At 72.0% G+C, this 16,414-nt stretch carries 12 protein-coding genes; 5 read left to right on the forward strand and 7 right to left on the reverse strand.

Going from position 1 to position 16,414, the window contains the following annotated elements; genetic code table 11:
• On the reverse strand, positions 1-1,027 hold a 1,027-nt coding region (locus tag B9O00_RS09700; RefSeq protein WP_143596193.1), incomplete at its 3' end, for a HAMP domain-containing protein.
• A 285-nt stretch (positions 1,028-1,312) separates the two neighbouring features.
• On the opposite strand from B9O00_RS09700, the gene B9O00_RS09705 reads away from it, so the two are divergent.
• Positions 1,313-1,687 (forward strand): response regulator, encoded by a 375-nt coding sequence (locus B9O00_RS09705; RefSeq protein WP_085122350.1) that lies wholly within the window; start codon positions 1,313-1,315, stop codon positions 1,685-1,687.
• Positions 1,688-2,248: 561 nt separating this feature from the next.
• The gene (locus tag B9O00_RS09710) at positions 2,249-4,351 is read left to right on the forward strand and encodes a methyl-accepting chemotaxis protein (protein WP_085122351.1); all 2,103 of its coding nucleotides are present in this window, start codon (positions 2,249-2,251) and stop codon (positions 4,349-4,351) included.
• A 109-nt stretch (positions 4,352-4,460) separates the two neighbouring features.
• Here B9O00_RS09710 and B9O00_RS09715 read toward each other — a convergent pair whose 3' ends face one another.
• A complete protein-coding gene (locus tag B9O00_RS09715) occupies positions 4,461-5,009 on the reverse strand; it encodes a hypothetical protein (RefSeq protein ID WP_085122353.1) in 549 nt (182 codons plus the stop codon).
• 212 nt (positions 5,010-5,221) lie between these two features.
• Here B9O00_RS09715 and B9O00_RS09720 point away from each other — a divergent pair, with 212 nt between their 5' ends.
• The 3 genes from B9O00_RS09720 (at position 5,222) to B9O00_RS09730 (ending at position 8,300) form a co-directional block, all read left to right on the forward strand.
• Entirely contained in the window at positions 5,222-7,132 is a 1,911-nt protein-coding gene (locus B9O00_RS09720) for a potassium/proton antiporter (RefSeq protein ID WP_085122355.1), read from the forward strand.
• A 64-nt stretch (positions 7,133-7,196) separates the two neighbouring features.
• Positions 7,197-7,709: a PAS domain-containing protein gene (locus tag B9O00_RS09725; RefSeq protein ID WP_085122357.1), complete on the forward strand. Its 513-nt coding sequence runs from the start codon at positions 7,197-7,199 to the stop codon at positions 7,707-7,709.
• A 15-nt stretch (positions 7,710-7,724) separates the two neighbouring features.
• The gene (locus B9O00_RS09730) at positions 7,725-8,300 is read left to right on the forward strand and encodes a PAS domain-containing protein (protein ID WP_085122358.1); all 576 of its coding nucleotides are present in this window, start codon (positions 7,725-7,727) and stop codon (positions 8,298-8,300) included.
• Here the strand turns inward: B9O00_RS09730 and B9O00_RS09735 are convergent.
• The 5 genes from B9O00_RS09735 to B9O00_RS09755 all read right to left on the reverse strand — a co-directional run bounded on the left by B9O00_RS09735 (position 8,290) and on the right by B9O00_RS09755 (position 16,278).
• Complete coding sequence (locus tag B9O00_RS09735) at positions 8,290-9,174, reverse strand: DMT family transporter (protein ID WP_085122359.1); 885 nt, start codon at positions 9,172-9,174, stop codon at positions 8,290-8,292. The genes B9O00_RS09730 and B9O00_RS09735 overlap by 11 nt on opposite strands.
• A 31-nt stretch (positions 9,175-9,205) precedes the next feature.
• Positions 9,206-10,942 carry a dihydroxy-acid dehydratase gene (ilvD, locus tag B9O00_RS09740; protein ID WP_085122360.1) on the reverse strand — a complete coding sequence of 579 codons (1,737 nt, stop codon included), beginning with the start codon at positions 10,940-10,942 and terminating at the stop codon, positions 9,206-9,208.
• A 129-nt stretch (positions 10,943-11,071) separates the two neighbouring features.
• Positions 11,072-13,300: a CHASE2 domain-containing protein gene (locus B9O00_RS34015; RefSeq protein ID WP_159460169.1), complete on the reverse strand. Its 2,229-nt coding sequence runs from the start codon at positions 13,298-13,300 to the stop codon at positions 11,072-11,074.
• A gap of 55 nt (positions 13,301-13,355) precedes the next feature.
• On the reverse strand, positions 13,356-14,786 hold the full coding sequence (locus B9O00_RS09750; protein WP_085122364.1) for a FecR family protein: 1,431 nt from the start codon (positions 14,784-14,786) through the stop codon (positions 13,356-13,358).
• A gap of 37 nt (positions 14,787-14,823) precedes the next feature.
• Entirely contained in the window at positions 14,824-16,278 is a 1,455-nt protein-coding gene (locus B9O00_RS09755) for a tetratricopeptide repeat protein (RefSeq protein ID WP_143596189.1), read from the reverse strand.
• Positions 16,279-16,414 lie beyond the last annotated feature (136 nt).

Consider the following 16,414-nt stretch of genomic DNA (forward strand, 5'->3'; position numbering starts at 1 on the left):
AGGAGTTGAGCTGGTCGACCATCGTGTTGATGGTCTCCTTCAGCTCCAGGATCTCGCCCTTCACGTCGACCGTGATCTTCTTCGAGAGGTCGCCGCGCGCCACGGCGGTGGTGACCTCGGCGATGTTGCACACCTGGCTGGTCAGGTTGGTCGCCATGGCGTTGACGTTGTCGGTCAGGTCCTTCCAGGTCCCGGCCACGCCCTCGACCTTGGCCTGGCCGCCCAGCTTGCCCTCGGTGCCGACCTCCCTGGCGACGCGCGTCACCTCTGCGGCGAAGGACGACAGCTGGTCGACCATCGTGTTGATGGTCTCCTTCAGCTCGCGGATCTCGCCCTGCACGTCGACGGTGATCTTCTTCGAGAGGTCGCCGCGCGCGACCGCGGTGGTCACCTCGGCGATGTTGCGCACCTGGCTGGTCAGGTTGGTCGCCATGGCGTTGACGTTCTCGGTCAGGTCGCGCCAGGTGCCGGCGACCCCCTTGACCTTGGCCTGGCCGCCCAGCTTGCCCTCGGTGCCGACCTCGCGCGCGACGCGCGTCACCTCGGAGGAGACCAGCGACAGGCGGTCGACCATGGTGTTGATGGTCCGCGCGATGCGCAGGAACTCGCCCTTGAGCGGCCGGCCGTCGACGTCGGTCGCCATCGACTGGGAGAGGTCGCCCTGGGCGACCGCGCTGACCACGCGCGAGATCTCCGAGGTCTGCTGGACCGTGTCGGTGATCAGCGCGTTGACGGAGTCCATGCACTCCTGCCAGGCGCCCTGGGCGTTGTCGATCTTGCCGCGCTCGCCGATCCGCCCGTCACGCCCCACGGCCCGGCGCAGGCGCGACAGCTCCTTGGTCAGCGAGCGGTTGTAGGCGACGACCTCGTTGAAGACCTCGGCGATCGAGCCGTCGATGCCGTCCAGGTCGTCGGGCAGCTGGACCGAGAAGTCGCCGCGCTTGAAGGCGCGCAGGCACCCGAGGATCTGGCGCTTGGTCAGTTCCGCGGCGGGAAGGTCGGCGGTCCGGGCAGCAGCAACGGCCATGAGAAGTCATCCCCCAATGAGGCCGTCGGGCCGGCGCAGGCGATCCGGACGACCGAGTCGCACTCGGAGCCGGTCGTGCCGCGTCGTCATCTGTCGAATCCAACGCCGCGCGCTGACGCCCGCCCCCGTGACCCCTTCAATTCGTGCACCGGCCGTTTGGTTCCATCGAGGACTGCGGACGGCACGCGCAGAGATCCCGAGATGCGGTACGCCGATGCCCCCTGCACCCGCCGGATCGCAGGCTGTATGGTGCCGGCTGGCAAGGCAGCAGCGACAAGGATCCCAATGTCTGGCGAGAAGAGCGATCGGCCGCGCATCCTGGTCGTCGAGGACGAGGTCATGATCTGCGTCATGATCGAGGACCTGCTGGACGATGCCGGCTACCGCGCCGTCGGCCCGGCGACGACACTGGCCGAGGGACTCGCCCTGGTCGAGGCGGGCGGCTTCGACGGCGCCCTGCTCGACCTCAGCCTGGCCGGCGAGCCGGCCTATCCGATCGCCGAGGCGCTGGCCGAGCGCGCCCTGCCCTTCGCCTTCCTCACCGGCAGCGACGGCAGCGCGCTGGAGGCGCGCTTCGCCGCCGCGCCGGTGCTGCAGAAGCCTTTCGAGCAGGCCCAGCTGGAACGCACGCTGCAGGCACTCCTCGCAGAGGCGCACTGAGCCGCCACGGCTGGAGGCGCCGTCACCCGCCTGCCCCGCTGCAACCGGCAGATGAAGTTCGACGACCGCCGTCCTGTTCGCGGCAGGCTTCGGCACGCCGCCCCGGCCCCTCGCTGCATTCCCTAGCATCCGAAGTAAATTCGGCGATCGCCGCCTCGCGACCTGCATCCGATCTCTCTTGGCCAGGTCCTCGAACTGCCGGTAGCCAGTAACGCCCCGTTCCCCGCGCATTCGATCGCAGCAGAGGAAGCTCGATCCACTGCACGATACTGTAAATTCCGGCTCATGCGCATGGATCGAATACCGGGTCTCCACTCCGTCGCCGCGGCGCAGCCGAAGAACAGCGTGCAATTTTCGGGAGATGCCAGCGAGAAGAGCGGGTCGAAATATCGATCCCGAGATTTCAGATAAAACAACTGAACAGTGCAAATTATCTCCGAATAATTACCTCATCAGCCGACGTAAATACTGGACGATTAAGTCGTTGTTAAGATCCAAGGCGTCGAGTCGAAGCAACCACGAAGCACGCACGTGCAGTCTGAAGGAGGAATCGTACCGAAGATGGGCCGTTTCAGATTGACGATCCGGACCAGCCTGCTGCTGGTCACGGGCCTGCTGTCCGCCGGAGTCGTTGCCCTGGCCGGCATTTCGAGTCTGACCGCCTGGCAGCAGATGCAGCAGTCGGCACGCGTCGTCGCCAGCAACCGCACCGCCGACCTGCTGCTGACCGGCGCCGGCAGCTGGGCGGTAGAGCGCGGCGTGACGAACGCGGCCCTGTCGGCACCGGAAGCGATCGACGGCGTGACCCGCAAGGCGATCGACGAGCGGCGCCGGGCCGCCGACAGCGCCATGGCCAGCGCTCTCCAGGAGATCGAGAGCGGTCCGGAATTCCAGGGGCGCGATGCCCTGGTCTCCGCCCTGCGGGCCGATCACAGCGCGCTCGACGCCCTGCGCAAGCAGGCCGACGAGGCGCTCGCACAGCCGAGGCAGGCGCGCCCGGCCGCGACGGCCGCGTCCTGGGCTCCCGGCATCACCAAGGTCATCATGGCCTCGCAGCGCCTGCGCCTCGCGGCCCAGTACCTGCCTCGCAACGCGCAGACCAGCATCCTGCTGGCCCAGGACGTCAAGCACGCGGTCTGGACCATGAGCGAGTACGCCGGACGCGAGCGCGCCATCGTCGGCGGCCTGGTGTCGTCCGGCACCGCGATGACCCCGCAGACATTGCAGACGCTGGCCGGTCTGCGCGGCCGGGTCGAGCAGGCCTGGTCGGGGATCGAAGCCTACCTGGAGAAGGCCGAGGCGGCGCCGGAGATCCGGGCGCAGGCCGACGCCGTGCGGACGGCCTTCTTCGACAAGTTCGAAGCCGTGCGCAAGCAGGTCTACGCCGCCGGCGAGGCGGGCAAGCCCTATCCGATCGACGCCCACGACTGGATCGCGGACGCAACCGCCGGCATCGACAGCCTGCTGGCCCTGGCCAAGCTCGCGGGAACGGTCAGCGCCACCCTGGCCGCCCAGTCGCGCAGCCTGGGGACCACGCAGATGGCCGTCAACGCGACGCTGCTCGTCATGGCCGGCGGCCTCGCCCTGCTCGCCTTCTGGATCGTGATCTGGCGCGTCGTCAGGCCGATCAACCGCCTCACCGGTGGCATGCAGGAACTGGCCGAGGGCAACCTGGAGGTCGAGCTGCCGGACGGGTCCCGCGGCGACGAGGTCGCCCTGATGTCCCAGGCAGTCGAGGTCTTCCGACAGAACGCGCTCGACGTGCGGCGTCTCGAGGCGGAGCAGAAGGCCGGCGCCGAACGGGCCGAAGCGGACAAGCGCCGGGCGATGAACGAGCTCGCCGAAACCTTCGAGGCCAGCGTCAAGGGCGTCGTCGAGGCGGTCGCCCAGGCGGCCGCCGAGATGGAGGCGACGGCCGGCAACCTGTCGACGACGGCCGACCAGACGAACGGCCAGGTGACGACCGTGGCGAGCGCCGCCACGCAAGCCTCCGGCAACGTCCAGACCGTGGCCTCGGCGTCGGAGGAGCTGGCCGCCTCGATCTCGGAGATCGGCCGCCAGGCGGGCGAGTCGCGCACCATCGCGACCACCGCGGTCGACAAGGCCGAGGCGACGAACCGCCAGATCGAAGGCCTGGTCGAGGCGGCCCAGAAGATCGGCGACGTGATCTCCCTGATCCAGGACATCGCGGGGCAGACGAACCTGCTGGCGCTCAACGCGACGATCGAGGCGGCCCGGGCCGGCGACGCCGGCAAGGGCTTCGCGGTGGTCGCGAGCGAGGTCAAGGTGCTCGCCAATCAGGTCGCCCAGGCGACCAGCGACATCTCCATCCAGGTCCACGGCATCCAGAGCGCGACCGGCGAGGCGGCCGGCTCGATCAAGGAGATCGCGCACACGATCGCCGAGATCAACGAGAATGCCGCCTCCATCGCCTCTGCCGTCGAGCAGCAGAACGCGGCGACGAACGAGATCGCCCGCAACGTCCAGGAAGCCTCGGCCGGCACCGCCGAGGTCTCCCGCAACGCCGAGGGACTGAAGGCGGCCGCCCAGGAAACCGGCGCCGCGGCCAGCCAGATGCTGCAGGCCTCCGGCGGCCTGTCGCGCAACGCTCAGCAGCTCGGACGGGAGGTCGAGGCCTTCATCGGCAAGATCCGCGCCGCCTGACCGCCCGCCACCTGCCCACCGGCCGCCTGCCCACCGGCCGCCTGCCCACCCGCCGGCGACCGCCGGCGGGGCAGGCCCGGGCGGGCGGGCTCCGCGGCGGCCGCGACGGTCAGCCCGGAATCCCGTCGAAGCGGATGATCGCCTCGTGCTGGCCCTTGGCGCCGACCGACAGGTCCGCGGTCTGCTCGAAGCGCTTGCCCTGCGGGCCCTCGGCGGTCGCGACCACCTTGTAGTGGTCGGCCGGCAGGTCGACGAGCAGCCAGGGCGCGGCGCACTTCATCGAGAAGACCTGCTTGCCCTTGCCGTTCTCGATGCGGGCCATGACGTCCGGCAGGTAGCCGCCGCCCTTGACGGTGAACACCAGCTTGGCGGCGAAGTTCTTCCAGCGCGGATCGCTGCGGCTGTCCTCGCCGACGCCGGTGCAGGCGTAGCGGATGCCGTCCTTGGTCAGGATCTTGTCGTTCGAGGCCATCTCGTCGACGGCGGCGACCTGGGTCTTGACGCCGGTCGGCCCGGCCAGGCCGGCCGGCAGGTCGCGGCTGGGAATGCCGACCTCGCTGGAGGTCATGGTCGACTGCGCATCGGCGACGGAGAACGCGGCACCGCCGGCCAGGAGGGCGGCGGCGGCGACCAGCGGAAGGATCGTTGAACGAGCCATGGCTCTGCTCCATTGCATGTCCGTTCCCCCGCGCGGAGCAACGTGCCGCCGGGGTCCCGGTTCCACGGCCCCCATGGCCGTTTTGGCGCAGGCGGCGGCCGCCGGGGCCTGACTCGGCAAGGCCGGACTCCTGCAATCCTGCTATAGTCGCGTCAGACGCGCAGTGTGAGCGCCGCCGCTACAACCCCAGGACCACAGAACCGCTTCCCGCCATGGCCAGCCTGGAACCCGTCAACGCGGTCCTCCTGATCGGCGCCGCGCTGGTGCTGCTCGGCATCTTCTCGAGCCTGGTCGCGACGCGCTTCGGCGCGCCGCTGCTGCTGGTCTTCCTGGTCGTCGGCATGCTGGCCGGCGAGGACGGCCCCGGCGGCATCGAGTTCGCCGACTATCAGGCGACCTACCTGATCGGCTCGCTGGCGCTCTCGATCATCCTGTTCGACGGCGGCCTCAGGACCAGGCTCTCGACCTTCCGTGGCGCGCTCGCGCCGGCGCTGCTGCTCTCGACCCTCGGCGTGCTGATCACGGCCGGCATCACCGGCGGGGTCGCCGCCCTGCTGATCGGCGGCCTGACGCCGCTGCAGGGCCTGCTGCTCGGCGCGATCGTCGCCTCGACCGACGCCGCCGCGGTGTTCTTCCTGCTGCGCACCGGCGGGCTCAGGCTGCAGAGCCGGGTCGGCTCGCTGCTCGAGATCGAGTCGGGCACCAACGACCCGATGGCGGTCTTCCTGGTGCTGATGCTGACCGAGCTGCTGCTGGCCGGCGTCGACACGCCCGGCTGGGAGCTGCTGCGCCACCTCGCCGAGCAGGGCGCGATCGGCGCCGCCCTGGGTCTGGCCGGCGGCTTCGCGGTGGTCGGCCTGCTCAACCGCGTCCAGATGCCGGGCGGCCTGCACCCGCTGTTCGTCGTCGCGGTCGCGGTCGCGATCTATGCCGCGACCTCGCTGCTCGGCGGCAGCGGCCTGCTGGCCGTCTACCTGGCCGGGCTGGTCGTCGCCAACCGGCCGGTGCGCGCCTATCCCTCGATCGTCGGCTTCCACGACGCCGCGACCTGGCTCTGCCAGATCGTCATGTTCATCGTGCTCGGCCTGCTGGTCACGCCCGGGACGCTGCTCGACTACGTGCTGCCCGGCATCCTGCTGGCCCTGGTGCTGATCCTGGTCGCCCGGCCGCTGGCCGTCTGGCTCTGCCTCTGGCCCTTCGGCTTCGAGGACAAGGAGAAGCTGTTCATCTCCTGGGTCGGGCTGCGCGGCGCCGTCTCGATCTTCCTCGCGGCGATCCCGACCCTGACCGGCGTCGCCTACGGCGAGGCCTTCTTCAACATCGCCTTCTTCGTCGTCCTGGTCTCGCTGCTGGTCCAGGGCTGGAGCCTGACCGGCGTGGCGCGCTACCTCGGCATGGCGTTGAGGCGCACGGCGCCCAGCGTGCAGCGGGTCGAGCTCGACATCCCCGGCCAGACCGAGCGGGAGATGGTCGGCTACCCGATCTCGACCGACAGCCTGATCCTGGCGCTGAGCCGGCTGCCGGCCTGGGCCCGTGTCGTGCTGGTCGTGCGCGAGCGCGAAATCCTGAGTGCGGCGGAGGCCGGGCCGCTGCATCCCGGCGACTACGTCTACATCCTGACGCCGCCGGACCGGGTGCGCCGGCTCGACCGCCTGTTCGAGGAGTCGCCGGACGTCACGCGCCGGCTCACCGCCCCTTTCGGCGAGCTGCCGCTGAACGGCGAGGCACGGCTCGCCGAGGTCGCCGGCCTCTACGGCCTGACGCTGCCCGACGCCGAGCGCGAGCTGACCGTCGCCGGCTACTTCGACGCCCACCTCGGCGCGTCGGCACAGCCGGGTGTCCGCCTGCGCCTCGGCGCCGCCACGCTGGTCGCGCGCAGCCTCGAGGCCGGGCGCGTCCGGCGTGCCGGCCTGCAGCTCGACGAGCTGGTTGAGGAGCTGGTCGCGACGGCCCTGGCGCGGCACGGCCTGCGCGAGCGGCTCGGCAAGCTCGGCCGGCCCGGGACGTCCGGCAGGCTCGGCCGGCGGCTCCGCCGGATCCGCCTGCCCCTGCCCCGGCGCCGGCCACGGGCAACAGCAGATCCAGCACCCGACGCTCCCTACGATGCGTCGTCCGAGCAGTAATTCGGAAATGGATGCACTTTCCTGATGCATAGCCAGCACAAGAAAATTCATCTAGATTGAAGAAATGACCGGCACATCAGCCATCAACATCGTCGGGCATGAATTGGCCGATCCGCGACTGGTGCTGCTTTACGACTACTGGGCCAGCAAGTGCGACGGCCGCCCCGCGCCGCGACGGCAGGACATCGATCCGCTCGAGATCCCGCGGCTGCTGCCGATCCTCCACCTGATCGCCGTCGAGCACGATCCGCTGGTCTTCCGCCACCGGCTGATCGGCACCGACATCGTCGAGAAGATGGGCCGGGACGCCACGGGCCAGCCGGTCGGCGTCGGGCTCTACGGCCCGGCGGCGGCCGAGATCGTCGAGACGCTGACGACCATCGTCGAGGAGGTCCGGCCCTACCGCCGGCGCGCCCGCCTGGACTGGCACGACCGGCGCTGGCTGACCGTGGAATCGCTCGAGCTGCCGCTGGTCGACGCCGGCGGGCGCGTCTCGACGATCCTGCGCGGCGCCGCCTTCGGCGGGACCCGGCCGCCGCAGGCCGAGCGCCTCCGCTTCGAGCCCTTCGAGCCGTAGCGCCGGCGGGCCGACGTGCCGGACCGTCGCCCCCCGCCCCTCCCGTCCCAGCGGCAGAACGACCCCGCCTCGGCGGCACCTGCCCTGCACCAGGAATTCGCCGACCCGAGGCTGCCGTCGCTGTTCGACCACTGGCAGGCGATCCGCGGCACGCGGATCGCGCCGCTCGGCCGGGACCTTGAGCTGGCCGCGATCCCGAGGCTGCTGCCGATCATCGACCTGATCGAGGTGCTGCGCGCGCCGCTGCGCTTCCGGCATCGGCTGTTCGGCAGCGAGCTGGTCGCGCGCAACGGCCGCGACGTCACCGGCCTGGAGATCGACGCCGCCCTGCACGGCGACGCCGCGACGGAGATCCGGGCCACCCTCGCGACCATCGTCGAGCAGGTCCGGCCCTACCGGCGGCTCGCGCGCCAGGACTGGGCGAACCGCCCGTGGCTGAGCGTCGAGGCGATCGAGCTGCCGCTGGTCGACGAGACCGGCGCCGTGGTGCAGATCCTGCGCGGCGTCACCTACGGCATCGTCCAGCCGCCGCTCGAGCAGCGCCTCAGCTTCGAGCCGCTGCTGCCGCCGGAGCGGCCGGTCAGGGCGTGATCGGGGAGCGCCGGCGCAACGCGAAGCTCGACTGGAGGGCGATCGCCGAGACCACGACGGCGCCGCCGACCAGGGTCAGGTAGCTCGGCGCCTCGTCGACCGTGATCCAGACCCAGAGCGGCCCCAGGACCAGCTGCAGGCGGCCCAGCAGGGCGACCTCCCCGGCCGGCACGTGGCGCGCCCCGATCGCGACGAGGACGTACTGGAAGCCGAGCTGCACCGTGCCGAAGATCGCGGCCAGGAGCATGTCGTGGCCGCTGATCGCGAAGGAGGGCGCCATGATCGCGCTGCCGATCAGGGCCAGGACCCCGGCCAGGGCGATGGTCGGCAGCATGTCGCGATCGGCCCGGCTGCGCAGGCAGACCAGAGTGACGCCGAAGCCGAGCACCGTGATCACGCAGAGCAGCACGCCGGCGCCCTGACCGCTGGTCAGGCCGTCGCCGGCCATCAGGGCGATGCCGCTCAGCGCGATCCCCATGGCCAGCCAGGTGACGGGCTTCAGGCGCTCGCCGAGCGCGATCCAGGCGAAGAGCGCCGCCAGGAAGGGCGAGGTCGCCCCGATGAAGACGACCTTGGCGACCGTCGTCGCCATCATCGCGAAGACGAAGGCGACGAAGGAGATTGCCATCGCGACGGCGCCGATCAGCCCGGGCCGGCCGATGTCCCGGCAGGCCTTGGGCAGGCCCCGCCAGCCGTGGCGCCAGGTCAGGAACAGCAGGATGAAGGCCAGGAACCAGGCCTGGCGCCAGAACTGCAGCGTCCAGCCGTCGCTGCTCTCGACCGCACGCACGATCGGCCCGGCCAGCGAGGTGAAGAAGCTGGCAGAGACGACGCAGGCGATGCCGTAGGCGGTCCGTTCGCTGTCGTTACCCATGCATGACGGCGCCGCCCGCGGTCGTCCCTCGTCAGATGTCCGCGTAGCAGTGGGTCTCGGCGGCGCCGCCCGGATGGGTCACCGCGCCCTTTTCCGCGGAGCCGACCAGCTGGGCGTACTTCCAGAGCGCGCCCGACTGGTAGTCGGTCGTGCGCGGCTGCCAGGCCTTGCGGCGCGCCTCGAGCTCCTCGTCCGAGACCTCGACGTCCAGCGTGCCCTCGACCGCGTCGATGACGATGACGTCGCCGTCCTTGAGCAGGCCGATCGGCCCGCCGACCGCCGCCTCCGGCCCGACATGGCCGATGCAGAAGCCGCGGGTGCCGCCGGAGAAGCGGCCGTCGGTGATCAGCGCGACCTTGTCGCCCATGCCCTGGCCGTAGATCGCCGAGGTCGTCGAGAGCATCTCGCGCATGCCCGGGCCGCCCTTCGGCCCCTCGTAGCGGATCACGATGACGTCGCCCTCGCGGATGTCGCGGCGCTGGACCGCGGCGAAGGCCTCCTCCTCGCAGTCGAAGCAGCGCGCCGTGCCACGGAAGGTCAGCACCTTCATGCCGGCGACCTTGACGATCGCGCCCTCGGGCGCGAGGCGGCCGCGCAGGGTGACGACGCCGCCCGTCGGGCTGAGCGGCTTGGCGGTGGTGCGCACCACGTCCTGGTCCTCGGGGATCACGACGTGGGCCAGGTTCTCGGCCAGGGTCTTGCCGTTGACCTGGATGCAGTCGCCGTGCAGGTAGCCGCCGTCGAGCAGCGCCTTCATGATCACCGGCACGCCGCCGACCTCGTAGAGGTCCTTGGCGACGTAGCGGCCGCCCGGCTTCAGGTCGGCGATGTAGGGCGTCGACTTGAAGATCCTGCCGACCTCGTGCAGGTCGAAGTCGATGCCGGCCTCGTGGGCGATCGCCGGCAGGTGCAGGCCGCCGTTGGTCGAGCCGCCCGAGGCGGCGACGACGCGCGCGGCGTTCTCCAGGGACCTGCGGGTGACGATGTCGCGGGGCCGGATGCCGCTGGCCAGGGCCTGCATGACGATCTGGCCGGACTGCTCGCAGAGCGCGTCGCGGCTCTCGTAGGGCGCCGGCGCGCCGGCCGAGCCGGGGATCGCGAGGCCGATCGCCTCGGAGACGCAGGCCATGGTGTTGGCGGTGAACTGGCCGCCGCAGGAGCCGGCCGAGGGACAGGCGACGCACTCCAGGGCGTGCAGGTCGGCATCGCCCATGTTGCCGGCCTGGTGCTGGCCGACCGCCTCGAAGACGTCGACCACGGTGACGTCCTTGCCCTTGAAGCGGCCGGGCAGGATCGAGCCGCCGTAGATGAAGACGCTCGGCACGTTGAGCCGGACCATGGCCATCATCATGCCGGGCAGCGACTTGTCGCAGCCGGCGAGCCCGACCAGGGCGTCGTAGCAGTGGCCGCGCATGGTCAGCTCGACCGTGTCGGCGATCGCCTCGCGGCTGGCCAGGGACGACTTCATGCCCTGGTGGCCCATGGCGATGCCGTCGGTCACGGTGATCGTGGTGAACTCGCGCGGGGTGCCGCCGGCCGCCTTGACGCCGAGCTTGACCGCCTGGGCCTGGCGCGACAGCGAGATGTTGCAGGGCGCCGCCTCGTTCCAGCAGGTCGCGACGCCGACGAAGGGCTGCGCGATCTCCTCCTCCGTCATGCCCATCGCATAGTAGTAGCTGCGGTGCGGCGCCCGGTCCGGGCCGACCGAGACGTGCCGGCTGGGCAGCTTGGCCTTGTCGAACTTGGGCTTGGCGGTGTCGAGCGGCATAGGACGAAACTCCCTTCCCGGCGTGGTCTTCTCGAGGCTCTTGTCGGTCTTCGGCCGGACGGTAGCCGAAGCGCGGCCGTCCCGCGACCCCCCGAAGCGGGATGGCGGTCATGACGCCAGGGCGGCCGGCTACTTGTGCTCGGCCCTGAAGACGCCGTCCCAGTCGGCAGCCGGCGGCGCCCCCCGGAAGGCCGCGATGCGCTCCAGGAAGACCGGACAGACCGAGCGAAGCAACGGGTCGGTCGTGTCGCGCAATGCCCCGAAGGCGGCCTCGGCCTCGTCCCACGCGCCCGCGCGGTAGGCGGCCAGCGCCGCCTCGTGGCGCGCCTTCAGGGCCTGGAAGTCCGGGTCGGCGGCCAGGCTCTCGTCGCCGAGCGCGGCGAAGACGGCGACCGGGTGGGCCCGTCCCACGACCCGCACCCGGTCGAGCTCCACCAGGGCGAAGCCGGCCGCCTGGAGGGCCGTGTCCTCGCCGACCAGGATGTCGACACGATAGACCTTCGACATGCCCTCGAGGCGCGAGGTCAGGTTCACCGTGTCGCCGAGCGCCGAGTAGTCGAAGCGCTGCTCGGAGCCGAGATTGCCGACGACGCAGGGCCCGCTGTTGAGGCCGATGCCGATGCGGATCTCGATCGGCTCGCGGCCAGCGGCCGCGTCCTCCTCGGCCCAGCGCGGCGCCAGCTCGGCCAGCCGGCGCCGCATCGCCAGGGCACCGCGCAGCGCGCGCCGGGGATGGTCCGGCTGGTCGAGCGGCGCGTTCCAGAAGGCCATGATCGCATCGCCGATGTACTTGTCGATGGTCGCGCCCTCGGCGAGCAGCGCGTCGGTCATCGGCGTCAGGAAGCGGTTGAGGCAGGCGGTCAGCTCTTCCGGCGTCAGGCGCTCGGACAGGGTGGTGAAGCCGCGGATGTCGGCGAACAGCACGGTGATCTCGCGGCTCTCGCCGCCGAGCTTGAGCGCCTGCGGCCGCTCGGCCAGGCGCTCCACCAGGGCCGGCGCCAGATAGCGCGAGAAGGCGCCGCGCACCCGGTCGCGCTCGCGCTCGCTGAGCGCGTAGCGCAGCGTCGTCACGGTCAGGTAGACGACGAAGGCGGCGAGCGCCGGATAGACCGGATCCAGCAGGAAGTGGGCGCGGCTGAAGGCGAGCCACGAGGCCGCCAGTCCGGCGCCGACCGCCAGCACCCCGAGCAGGGCGCACCACAGCGCACCGGCGAGCGGCAGCAGCAGCACGAACAGCAGCCCGAGCAGCACCAGGGCGACAATCTCAGCACCCTCGGCCCAGTCCGGCCGGGTCAGGAAGGTGCCGGCGAGCATCTGCTCCAGCGCCTCGGCGTGGATCTCGACCCCGGCGACCGAGCCGGACAGCGGCGTCGCCCGCTGGTCGCGCAGGCCCTGGGCGCTGGTCCCGACCAGCAGGATCCGCCCCTCCACGGCCGGCCGCAGGTCGGCCCAGCCGTCGCCGAGCAGGCCCGCCGCCGAGAGCCGGCGCCCCTCGAGCGGGCCGTGATACCAGAGCCAGAGCGCGCCCTCCGCGGTGGTCGGCACGACAAAGCGGCCGACCTTGATCGCGCTCAGGCCGCCGGACTCGGCGAGGCCGAGCGCGCCGGAGGCGTCGGCGCTGCGCGCGATCAGCGTGCTCGCCCCCTGGGCGACGCGCAATGCCTCGACCGAGAGGCTCGGCAGGATCGCCGTGCCCAGGACCTGCAGCAGCGGCAGGCGGCGCACGACGCCGTCGAAATCGGGATCGAAGGTGATGCTGCCGAGGCCGCTCGCCGCCCGCTCGATCGGCGGCAGGTCGCGCAGAGCGCCGCGATAGCGCGGCAGGAAGCCGGCGGGATCGCTGCCGGCGAAGGCGAAGCCGGCCTTCTGCGGCGGCGATTCGGGGTTGCCCTCGGCGCCGTGGAACAGCGCGACGGCGGCGACCGTCGGGGCGGACGCCATGGCGGCCGCGAGCTGCTCGTCATGGTCCGGCAGCGCGCGCAGCCGCTCGGCCAGGGCCGCGCCCTCGGGCGTGTCGGGCAGGTCGCGCAGCAGCTGGCGCGGCGAGGTCCGGTCCGGCTCGCTGAACAGGATGTCGAAGGCGATCGCCGCGGCATCCAGGGCGCGCAGCCGCTCGACCATCAGCGCGACGGTGCTGCGCGGCCAGGGCCACTGCCCCTCGGCGGCGAGCGCCGCCTCGTCGATGTCGAGCACCGTGACGGGGACCGGCCGGTAGGGCCGCGGTTCCGTGCGCTGGTAGAGGTCGAAGGCGCGCAGCCGCAGCGCCTGGATCGGCGCCGGATCGAGCACGCGCAGGCAGACCATGGCGGCGAGGGCGATCAATCCGGACGCCAGGACCGGCCAGCGACGGCGCCTCATCGCGGCCCGGCGCTTCGCGGCCCGGCGCTTCGCGGCCCAGCGCTTCGCGGCAGCGTCACGGCAGACCGGGGCTGGCGCCGTCGAGCCGCGGCGCATCGACGATCTTCGCGGTCCCGGCGTCACCGCCGCTCTCCAGGATCAGGCCGGCGCTGGCCTCGCTGGCCACCCCCTTCTTGCCGCTGATCAGGATGTAGCTGCCGTCGCGCACGACCTCCTGGTCGTTCGCGTTGTTCTGGATCCAGAGGGCGAAGCCGCCGACCGCTTCGTCGAAGCTCAGGTGATCGATCAGCACGACCTTGGAGAAGTCGCCGGCGGTGACGCGCAGGCCCGAGTTGGCGTCGCCGAGCGTGCGGTTGCCGAAGTCGATGGTCAGCGACAGCCGCGACGTGCCCTCCAGCGGGCTGCCCAGGGTCTGGCCGTTGCGCTGGGTCAGGGTGAAGCTGCCGTCGCCGGCGAAATGGTCGACGGCGCTGGAGTTCAGGCCGTCGATGCGCTCCAGGGTCTCCAGCGCGGTCAGCTCCAGGCTGTCGGAGAGCTGCGGGTCGACGTCCTGGGCCAGGGTCGCGGCGACGGCACTGTCGGTCACACCGGTCGCGGCGTCGCCGGCCAGCGTGCTGCTGGCCGTCGCGTCCTGCCCCTCCGGGTCGTCGGGCTCGGCCGTGGCCGCGACCTCGGCCACGGCCTCGACGGCCCGGCCGGTCGAGAGGGTGGCGAAGGCCTGGGTCGTGCCGACGCCCGACTCGGCGACCGCGTCGCCGCCGGCCGCGCCGGCCGGCTGCGCCTGCGCCCGCTGCGTCTGCGCGCCCGGCCGCACCGCCAGGGCGCCGGACAGGCGGCCGCGCAGCTCGGGCGGCGCCTCGAAGGGCTCGAGCGGTGCGGCACCGCGCGCGACGAAGGTCGCGAAGCCGGGCCGGCTCAGCTCGACCGTCCGGCCGCCGGCGCTGACCGTGACGACGCCGCGCCGCTCGAAGGCGTCGTTGCCGCGCCCCGGGCCGTCGAGCAGGACATAGGAGCCGGCCTCGGTGACCAGCGCGCTGACGATCGTGCCACGCACGCCGATCGTGGCTTCCGGCACGCTGAGTTGGACCTGCCCGGGGTCCTTGGCCGAGAGGCCGCCCGAGACGAAGCGGAAGGCGCCCTTGAGCAGCTCGGCGGTGAGCTCGCCGCTGCCCGAGGCGGGGTCGTAGACGAAGGAGTCGACGACCAGCTGGGCATCGGCGCCGATGGTGAAGACCGACTGGTCGAGCAGCAGCAGCTGCAGGCCGGAGGCCGGCGCGGTGCGCAGGGCGTCGCCGAACAGCACGTCCTCGCCGCTGCCGATCCGCCGCACGTCGCTGGAGAGCACCGATGTCAGCTGGACGTCGCCGCGCACCGCGGCGGAGATCCCGGCGAGGTCCCCGGGGGCGGCCATCGCCCCCGACGTCGACGGCCGGGCTGCGGCCAGCACGATCGCCAGGATCGGGGCCGCCCGGGTGAACAGGGTCATCGCCGCCTGTCCCTCGCCGTTGCCGCCACCCGGGCCATCAGAACCGGAAGCTCCGCGTCAGGAGAATCTGGCCCCTGTGACTCAAGTAGTCGTAGTTCGGGATGTTGGACACCGTGCGCTGCTGTTCAAGAGAAATGAGCAGCTGCAGCCCCTCCAGCGCCGCGGCCAGCCCGGGCAGCGGCCGGGCATAGAGCGACAGCGGCGCGCCGTAGGTCAGCCGCGCGACCCAGTCGACGTCGCGGCGCGTCTGCTCGGAGACGAAGCGGTCCGGACCGAAGTAGCGGCGCCGGCGAACGGTCAGCTCGCCCCGCAGGAACTGGCCGCCGCCGAGCAGGAAGGTCGGCGCGGCGGTCAGCTCCAGGGTCTGGTAGCCCTCGTACTGCTCGCGTGCGTTCTTGGTGGCGCGTGCGCCGCTCAGCTCGAAGGCGACGTCGGGCGCGACCTGCCAGCGGAAGCCGGCGGCGAGCCGCCAGAGCGGGCCGGTGCGGTCCTCGCCGCTCGGCGCCGCATGCACGTCGTCGAAGTTCTCGTCGTCGATCGAGGCCTCGAGGAAGGGCACCAGGCCCCGCAGCGCCTGCCACGACAGCTGCGCCTCGCTGCCGAGCGACGTCAGGTAGTTCTGGCCGGCCAGCTGCAGCAGGTCGGCGTGCCCGCGGGGCGTGACGGTGAAGGGACCGAAGTGGAGCGCCATGCCCGCCCCGGCCGAGAAGAAGCGCAGGTCGAGATCGTCGATCTCCAGCTGGTTTGCCCCGTAGTAGGTGCCCTCGGCGAACAGCTCGTGGCCGGCCTGGCCGGTCAGCCGGTGGACGAGGCGCAGGCGCGCGATCGTCACGATGGCGCTGTCCGGCTGCCCCGGGTCCGCCGCGATCGGGAAGTCGAGGAACAGCCGCTTGCCGGTGATCGGCGCCTGGTCCCGGTTGGTGTCGTAGCGGACGCCGGCGGCGACGCTGAGCGTCCCGAGGGTGCGCCGCCGGCTGTCGGCGATCGCGTCGAGGGCGCGCTCGGCCTCGTCCTTGCCGCGCCCGGAGATGCCGCCGGCGAGCGCCGCCCGCAGCGCCTGCTCGGCGCCGGCGTACTCGCGCAGGCGATAGAGCACGAGGCCGTGCAGCAGCTGGACCTCGGGCTGGTCGGGCGCGATCAGCAGGACGCGCTCCAGCGTCGCGCTGGCGCCCTTGAGCTCGCCGAGCGCAAGCTGTCGCCGGGCGAAGGCGAGGTTGAGCTGCAGGTTGTCCGGATCGCGCAGCACCTGGGCCCAGGTCACCACCGGGCCGTCGGCGTCCCCCGGCGCCGGGCGGCTGCGCTCGAGCCGCTCCAGCGCATCGATGGCGTCCCGGGACTGCCGCTCGAGCTGCTCCGCCGAGGGGGAAGCCCCGGGGGTCGCGGCCGGCGCCGCCGCGGCCGCGGGGGCCGACTGCGCCCAGCTGCGCCCCCCGGCGCCTGGCAGGCACGACGCCGTCACGGCCAGCGCCGCGGCGATCCAAAGAAACCGCACTCCTTCGCCCCCCGGTGTGCCGCCGGTCGCCCGGGCGCCCTGCCCGGCTGGCGAGCAGCATGCGCCCGCGTCTCGCGGGAGGCTAGAGCACGATCACGAGCGGGGACGTCGGCGGCCGCGTCGGCCGGGGCGTCGA

It is taken from the genome of Tistlia consotensis USBA 355, from assembly GCF_900177295.1.
Classification (GTDB): Bacteria; Pseudomonadota; Alphaproteobacteria; order Kiloniellales; family DSM-21159; genus Tistlia; species Tistlia consotensis.